This window comes from Streptomyces sp. MB09-01 (assembly GCF_033794505.1).
In the GTDB taxonomy this organism is placed as follows: domain Bacteria; phylum Actinomycetota; class Actinomycetes; order Streptomycetales; family Streptomycetaceae; genus Streptomyces.
This window is the reverse complement of sequence record NZ_JARAYQ010000336.1, coordinates 1-7,350: the sequence shown is the minus strand read 5'-3', so window position 1 is coordinate 7,350 and position 7,350 is coordinate 1. Positions and strand designations below refer to the sequence as shown.

Genomic DNA, 7,350 nt, shown 5'->3' with positions numbered 1-7,350 from the left:
CCCCGGCGAAGGCGCTGTCCGGCGTCGCCGACTGCGTGACTGCCGCCTTCCGGCCGGCTGGGCCAGCCGCCCTGCGGGGAGCGCCCCGGCACGCACCCGACCACCGAGCCCCCGGCAGGGGAGCCGGACCCCACCCGCCGAGCCTCCGGCAGGGAACCCGGCAGGGAACCGGCTAGCAGCCCGGTAGCGACAGGACCGCCAGCCCGCCGCCGCCCTCCGCCCGGCGGAACTCCAGCCGTGCGCCGATCGCCGTGGCCTGCCCGACCGCGATCGTCAGGCCCAGCCCGTGGCCCTTGCCGCCGCCGCTGCGGAAGCGCTGCGGGCCGTGTGCCAGGAGGTAGTCGGGGAAGCCGTCGCCGTGGTCCCGTACGGTCACCACCGGCCCGTCCACCGTCAAGACCACCGGCTGCCGGCCGTGCCGGTGGGCGTTGGCCACCAGGTTCCCCAACACCCGTTCCAGCCTGCGCCGGTCCGTCTCCACGTGGGCGTCCCGGACGACCACGACCTCCGTGTCCGTCCCCGATGCCCGCACCACCCGCCCGGCCAGCCTCGCCAGTTGGTGCAGATCGGTCTCCACCGTCTCGCTGCCCGAGTCCAGCCGGGAGATCTCCAGCAGGTCCTCCGTCAGCTGCCGCATCGTCCGTACCCGCTCGCGCACTAGCTCGGTCGGCCGGCTCTCCGGCAACAGCTCCGACGCCGCCTGCAACCCCGTCAGCGGCGTGCGCAGCTCGTGCGCCACGTCCGCCGTGAACCGCCGCTCGCTCTCCAGCTTCGACTGCAGGCTCCCCGCCATCGTGTCCAGCGCCCCGGCCACCGTCGCCACCTCGTCCTGGTGCCGCGAGGGGTCCTTCGTCCGCGGGTCGTCCACCCGCGCGTCGAGGTCGCCCTGGGTGATCCGCCGCGCCACGGTCGCCGTCTGGTGCAGCCGCCGGGTCACGCGGGTCACCGCGAAGGCGCCGACCAGCAGCGTTCCGCCGATCGCCAGCACGGACGACCCGATGATCGCGTTGTCGAGCCCGCTGATCGTGCGCGCGCTCTGCCCGTAGTCCACGGCGGTCGCCAGCGCCCGGCCGTCCGCCGGCGCCGCCGCCCACATCATGGTGCGGCCCCGGTCGTCGGCCACGACCGTTCCCCGCTGCCCGCTGAGGGCGAGCGCCCGCAGTTCCGGCGGCAGCCCCGCGGGATCCAGCCCCGCGTCGCGCGGCAGGGCCTCGCCCGCCTCGTACGCGCGCGAGACGTCGTGCAGTTTGCCGAGCGCCTTCTCCCGCGCCGTGACCACCGTCTGCCGGGTCACCTCCACGTGTACGAGCACACCCAGCACGGCCGCCAGCGAGCAGCACATCACCACGATGAAACACGCCGACTTCCAGGTCAGCGTGGCCGTCCACGCGGGCAGCTTCGGCCGCGACGCCTGCCTCCGCCTCGGCGCCGACTCCGGTCTCATGGCCGGACCGGCTCGCCGCCGGGCCGACGGCTCGCCGGCCCCTGCGGGCCCGAGGGCAGCCGCACGATCTGCTCGCGCGTCGGCAGCATGGTGAGCTGCTTCTCGTCCCAGGACCAGGCGGTGATCAGCTCGTAGCCGCGGTTCCCGCTGGGCACCCGCAGGACCACGTCCCGCCCGGCCAGCTCCACCGAGATGACGGTCTCCGTGGTCGCCATGATCCGGTTGAGCCGTCCGTCCGGGTCCGCGGTGTACACCCGTACGGACATCATCTTGTCGGGGAACTCGATGCCGACGATCAGCTCGTCCTTGCCGTTGCCCGTGAGGTCCCGGTAGTACGGCGTCAGCACCGGGCAGGCCGCGGTCCCCGCCTCCGCGTTCTCGTCCTCTTCCGTCCCACAGGCCCTGATCGCGGCCGCGGTCTCGGACGGCATCCCGTCGGCGCCGACGTCGGTGTCCGGGTGGGCCCGCAGCTCCGCCTGGACGAGGGCCACCGGGTCGACGCCGTGCACGTCCTGGTCCCGGACGGGCGTGATCCCCGGGACGTACTCGGGCGGGGCCCCGCCCGGATCGGCGGGCGGTACGGTCGCTCCCGCGCGGTCGGGCCACAGGTGGACGGGCCCGCTCGCGGTCGGCGTGGCGCCGGCGCCGACCAGCCCGCCGGTGTCGCCGCAGCCCGCCAGCAGCGGGAGCAGGGCCAGGGCCGGCAGGGCGTGGAACGGGAACCGGAACCGGCGGGACGTGCAATGCCTGTTCACAACTTCCCGTGCCTTCCTGTCCGCGCTACGACGACGGCCGATCTCGTCAACCATATGCGGAGGTACGCCCCTTTTAGGAAGTCAGCTGTCCGTGCGACCGCGGCGCAGCATCGCGTAGCCGAGCCCGGCGGCGCCGACGGCCGCGATCCCGCCGCCGGCCGCGAGCAGCAGCACGCCTTCGCCCGGACCGTCGGCCAGCGTGCTCAGGCGCGGCGCGTCGGCGGGCCGGGAGGCGAGGTCGCGGAGGCGGTCCGTGGCCGGCTGCTGCGGAGCCGAGGCGGGGAGCACGTGCCCGCTGCGCGTACCGGTCTTGTGCCCGTCGCCCGCCACGGCGTGCCCGCCGCCCTGGGCGGCGTTGTCACCGACCCAGGAGGTCAGCCGACCGGAGGAGTCCAGCGCGGCGTGCAGGTCCCCGGCCGCGGCGAAGTCGGTGATCCCGTCACGGCTCGTCAGCGTCGCCGCCTTGGCGCCGTCGGCGGTCAGGATCTCGGCCTGGTACGCGCCGTTGGCGATGCGGTAGACCCTCGCCGTGGACTCGTCGTCCGCGAGGGACAGGCTCTTGAGCAGGGTCCGCGACGGGGCGGCAGAGTGCGCGGACGAGGCCGCCGGTACCCCTTCGGCCAGCGCGGCGGCGGTGGGCAGCGCCAGCAGGCTTGCGGCACATGCGGTCACGGCGGAGGCGCGAACGAGGGTGCGGCGGCTGACGGTGCTCACGGGAAGCCCTTCGGTGCTGTTCAGGACCTGGCGCGTCCAGGTGGGACAAACCTAGGCGTCGGCCGTTGCGGCCGAGCCCCGGACGTGTAACAGCGAAGTCGCAACGTTCCGTCGGAGTCGTTACACAACCGAGGGATTGTGGTGCGGCGTTCCGGCTGCTCCCATGGACGGCTGGGGGTGAGGGCGATGCGCGGACTCAAGGTACTGCCGAGCGGCCGGCCCGGCCGCGGCCGGCTGTACGTCAACCTGCCCGACGGGCAGGCGGTTGCCTGGTACGACCGGCAGGCCAACCGGATCAGCGTGCTCGCGGACGACCACCGCGAGGCGATCCTGGCGGTGCTGCGCCCGTATCTGAGCGGGACCGTCTCGATCGGCCCGCCCCCGGTCCCCACCGCGGCCGACCTGCGGCGCCTCGCCCTCCCGCCGGACGCGGACCTGGCCCCGAACCGCCCCGGCGAGACCCTGCTGGGCGAGCTGGAACACGGCTCGGCGGGTACCCGCGCCCGGCACCGGCTGCGTCAGGACCTCGCCGCGCAGCAGCGGATGGGCGACGCCTTCGACGCCCTGGAGCCGGACGGCTGGCGGACCCTGCACTGCCTTCCGCTCCCGGACCTCGGGACCATCGACCACCTGCTCATCGGCCCCGCCGGGATCTTTTGCGTGCGTACGATCCCGGGCCGGCGCCAGCGCGCGGTGGTCGGCGACCTCCTGCTCACGGTGGGCCGCACGGAACCCCGCCCGGACCCCCGTTGGATCCGCCGCGCGGCGGATCCAACGGGGGTCCGGGCGGGGTTCCGTGCGGCCCACCGTGAGCAGGAGGTCGCCGACCACCGCGCGCTGGCGCCGGCCCGGGATCGTACGCACGCAAAAGATCCCGGCGGGGCCGATGAGCAGGTGGTCGATGGTCCCGAGGTCCGGGAGCGGAAGGCAGTGCAGGGTCCGCCAGCCGTCCGGCTCCAGGGCGTCGAAGGCGTCGCCCATCCGCTGCTGCGCGGCGAGGTCCTGACGCAGCCGGTGCCGGGCGCGGGTACCCGCCGAGCCGTGTTCCAGCTCGCCCAGCAGGGTCTCGCCGGGGCGGTTCGGGGCCAGGTCCGCGTCCGGCGGGAGGGCGAGGCGCCGCAGGTCGGCCGCGGTGGGGACCGGGGGCGGGCCGATCGAGACGGTCCCGCTCAGATACGGGCGCAGCACCGCCAGGATCGCCTCGCGGTGGTCGTCCGCGAGCACGCTGATCCGGTTGGCCTGCCGGTCGTACCAGGCAACCGCCTGCCCGTCGGGCAGGTTGACGTACAGCCGGCCGCGGCCGGGCCGGCCGCTCGGCAGTACCTTGAGTCCGCGCATCGCCCTCACCCCCAGCCGTCCATGGGAGCAGCCGGAACGCCGCACCACAATCCCTCGGTTGTGTAACGACTCCGACGGAACGTTGCGACTTCGCTGTTACACGTCCGGGGCTCGGCCGCAACGGCCGACGCCTAGGTTTGTCCCACCTGGACGCGCCAGGTCCTGAACAGCACCGAAGGGCTTCCCGTGAGCACCGTCAGCCGCCGCACCCTCGTTCGCGCCTCCGCCGTGACCGCATGTGCCGCAAGCCTGCTGGCGCTGCCCACCGCCGCCGCGCTGGCCGAAGGGGTACCGGCGGCCTCGTCCGCGCACTCTGCCGCCCCGTCGCGGACCCTGCTCAAGAGCCTGTCCCTCGCGGACGACGAGTCCACGGCGAGGGTCTACCGCATCGCCAACGGCGCGTACCAGGCCGAGATCCTGACCGCCGACGGCGCCAAGGCGGCGACGCTGACGAGCCGTGACGGGATCACCGACTTCGCCGCGGCCGGGGACCTGCACGCCGCGCTGGACTCCTCCGGTCGGCTGACCTCCTGGGTCGGTGACAACGCCGCCCAGGGCGGCGGGCACGCCGTGGCGGGCGACGGGCACAAGACCGGTACGCGCAGCGGGCACGTGCTCCCCGCCTCGGCTCCGCAGCAGCCGGCCACGGACCGCCTCCGCGACCTCGCCTCCCGGCCCGCCGACGCGCCGCGCCTGAGCACGCTGGCCGACGGTCCGGGCGAAGGCGTGCTGCTGCTCGCGGCCGGCGGCGGGATCGCGGCCGTCGGCGCCGCCGGGCTCGGCTACGCGATGCTGCGCCGCGGTCGCACGGACAGCTGACTTCCTAAAAGGGGCGTACCTCCGCATATGGTTGACGAGATCGGCCGTCGTCGTAGCGCGGACAGGAAGGCACGGGAAGTTGTGAACAGGCATTGCACGTCCCGCCGGTTCCGGTTCCCGTTCCACGCCCTGCCGGCCCTGGCCCTGCTCCCGCTGCTGGCGGGCTGCGGCGACACCGGCGGGCTGGTCGGCGCCGGCGCCACGCCGACCGCGAGCGGGCCCGTCCACCTGTGGCCCGACCGCGCGGGAGCGACCGTACCGCCCGCCGATCCGGGCGGGGCCCCGCCCGAGTACGTCCCGGGGATCACGCCCGTCCGGGACCAGGACGTGCACGGCGTCGACCCGGTGGCCCTCGTCCAGGCGGAGCTGCGGGCCCACCCGGACACCGACGTCGGCGCCGACGGGATGCCGTCCGAGACCGCGGCCGCGATCAGGGCCTGTGGGACGGAAGAGGACGAGAACGCGGAGGCGGGGACCGCGGCCTGCCCGGTGCTGACGCCGTACTACCGGGACCTCACGGGCAACGGCAAGGACGAGCTGATCGTCGGCATCGAGTTCCCCGACAAGATGATGTCCGTACGGGTGTACACCGCGGACCCGGACGGACGGCTCAACCGGATCATGGCGACCACGGAGACCGTCATCTCGGTGGAGCTGGCCGGGCGGGACGTGGTCCTGCGGGTGCCCAGCGGGAACCGCGGCTACGAGCTGATCACCGCCTGGTCCTGGGACGAGAAGCAGCTCACCATGCTGCCGACGCGCGAGCAGATCGTGCGGCTGCCCTCGGGCCCGCAGGGGCCGGCGAGCCGTCGGCCCGGCGGCGAGCCGGTCCGGCCATGAGACCGGAGTCGGCGCCGAGGCGGAGGCAGGCGTCGCGGCCGAAGCTGCCCGCGTGGACGGCCACGCTGACCTGGAAGTCGGCGTGTTTCATCGTGGTGATGTGCTGCTCGCTGGCGGCCGTGCTGGGTGTGCTCGTACACGTGGAGGTGACCCGGCAGACGGTGGTCACGGCGCGGGAGAAGGCGCTCGGCAAACTGCACGACGTCTCGCGCGCGTACGAGGCGGGCGAGGCCCTGCCGCGCGACGCGGGGCTGGATCCCGCGGGGCTGCCGCCGGAACTGCGGGCGCTCGCCCTCAGCGGGCAGCGGGGAACGGTCGTGGCCGACGACCGGGGCCGCACCATGATGTGGGCGGCGGCGCCGGCGGACGGCCGGGCGCTGGCGACCGCCGTGGACTACGGGCAGAGCGCGCGCACGATCAGCGGGCTCGACAACGCGATCATCGGGTCGTCCGTGCTGGCGATCGGCGGAACGCTGCTGGTCGGCGCCTTCGCGGTGACCCGCGTGACCCGGCGGCTGCACCAGACGGCGACCGTGGCGCGGCGGATCACCCAGGGCGACCTCGACGCGCGGGTGGACGACCCGCGGACGAAGGACCCCTCGCGGCACCAGGACGAGGTGGCGACGGTGGCCGGGGCGCTGGACACGATGGCGGGGAGCCTGCAGTCGAAGCTGGAGAGCGAGCGGCGGTTCACGGCGGACGTGGCGCACGAGCTGCGCACGCCGCTGACGGGGTTGCAGGCGGCGTCGGAGCTGTTGCCGGAGAGCCGGCCGACCGAGCTAGTGCGCGAGCGGGTACGGACGATGCGGCAGCTGACGGAGGACCTGCTGGAGATCTCCCGGCTGGACTCGGGCAGCGAGACGGTGGAGACCGATCTGCACCAACTGGCGAGGCTGGCCGGGCGGGTGGTGCGGGCATCGGGGACGGACACGGAGGTCGTGGTCGTCCGGGACGCCCACGTGGAGACGGACCGGCGCAGGCTGGAACGGGTGTTGGGGAACCTGGTGGCCAACGCCCACCGGCACGGCCGGCAGCCGGTGGTCTTGACGGTGGACGGGCCGGTGGTGACCGTACGGGACCACGGCGACGGCTTCCCCGACTACCTCCTGGCACACGGCCCGCAGCGCTTCCGCAGCGGCGGCGGCAAGGGCCACGGGCTGGGCCTGACGATCGCGGTCGGGCAGGCCACGGCGATCGGCGCACGGCTGGAGTTCCGCCGGGCGGAGGGCGGCGGCGGGCTGGCGGTCCTGTCGCTACCGGGCTGCTAGCCGGTTCCCTGCCGGGTTCCCTGCCGGAGGCTCGGCGGGTGGGGTCCGGCTCCCCTGCCGGGGGCTCGGTGGTCGGGTGCGTGCCGGGGCGCTCCCCGCAGGGCGGCTGGCCCAGCCGGCCGGAAGGCGGCAGTCACGCAGTCGGCGACGCCGGACAGCGCCTTCGCCGGGG

6 protein-coding genes and 2 pseudogenes are annotated in these 7,350 nt (G+C 74.7%); 4 read left to right on the top strand and 4 right to left on the bottom strand.

From position 1 onward, the window contains the following. Nucleotides 1-172: 172 nt before the first annotated feature. The 3 genes from PV721_RS38895 to PV721_RS38905 form a co-directional block, all read right to left on the bottom strand. Entirely contained in the window at nucleotides 173-1,444 is a 1,272-nt protein-coding gene (locus PV721_RS38895; protein ID WP_319732909.1) for a HAMP domain-containing sensor histidine kinase, read from the bottom strand. After that, a complete protein-coding gene (locus PV721_RS38900; RefSeq protein ID WP_319732911.1) occupies nucleotides 1,441-2,199 on the bottom strand; it encodes a hypothetical protein in 759 nt (252 codons plus the stop codon). Before PV721_RS38900 ends, PV721_RS38895 begins: the two co-directional genes overlap by 4 nt. Before the next feature lie 81 nt (nucleotides 2,200-2,280). Beyond that, on the bottom strand, nucleotides 2,281-2,913 hold the full coding sequence (locus PV721_RS38905; protein ID WP_319732913.1) for a hypothetical protein: 633 nt from the start codon (nucleotides 2,911-2,913) through the stop codon (nucleotides 2,281-2,283). A gap of 186 nt (nucleotides 2,914-3,099) precedes the next feature. Here PV721_RS38905 and PV721_RS38910 point away from each other — a divergent pair. Continuing rightward, nucleotides 3,100-3,522 (top strand): annotated as a pseudogene (locus tag PV721_RS38910) (NERD domain-containing protein); the annotation flags it as partial. A 258-nt stretch (nucleotides 3,523-3,780) separates the two neighbouring features. Here the strand turns inward: PV721_RS38910 and PV721_RS44190 are convergent. Next, a pseudogene (locus tag PV721_RS44190) lies at nucleotides 3,781-3,894 on the bottom strand (nuclease-related domain-containing protein); the annotation flags it as partial. A gap of 543 nt (nucleotides 3,895-4,437) precedes the next feature. On the opposite strand from PV721_RS44190, the gene PV721_RS38920 reads away from it, so the two are divergent. From PV721_RS38920 to PV721_RS38930, 3 genes are all read left to right on the top strand, one after another. After that, complete coding sequence (locus PV721_RS38920; protein WP_319732913.1) at nucleotides 4,438-5,070, top strand: hypothetical protein; 633 nt, start codon at nucleotides 4,438-4,440, stop codon at nucleotides 5,068-5,070. A gap of 81 nt (nucleotides 5,071-5,151) precedes the next feature. After that, nucleotides 5,152-5,910 carry a hypothetical protein gene (locus tag PV721_RS38925; RefSeq protein ID WP_319732911.1) on the top strand — a complete coding sequence of 253 codons (759 nt, stop codon included), beginning with the start codon at nucleotides 5,152-5,154 and terminating at the stop codon, nucleotides 5,908-5,910. Next, a complete protein-coding gene (locus PV721_RS38930) occupies nucleotides 5,907-7,178 on the top strand; it encodes a HAMP domain-containing sensor histidine kinase (protein ID WP_319732909.1) in 1,272 nt (423 codons plus the stop codon). Before PV721_RS38925 ends, PV721_RS38930 begins: the two co-directional genes overlap by 4 nt. Nucleotides 7,179-7,350 lie beyond the last annotated feature (172 nt).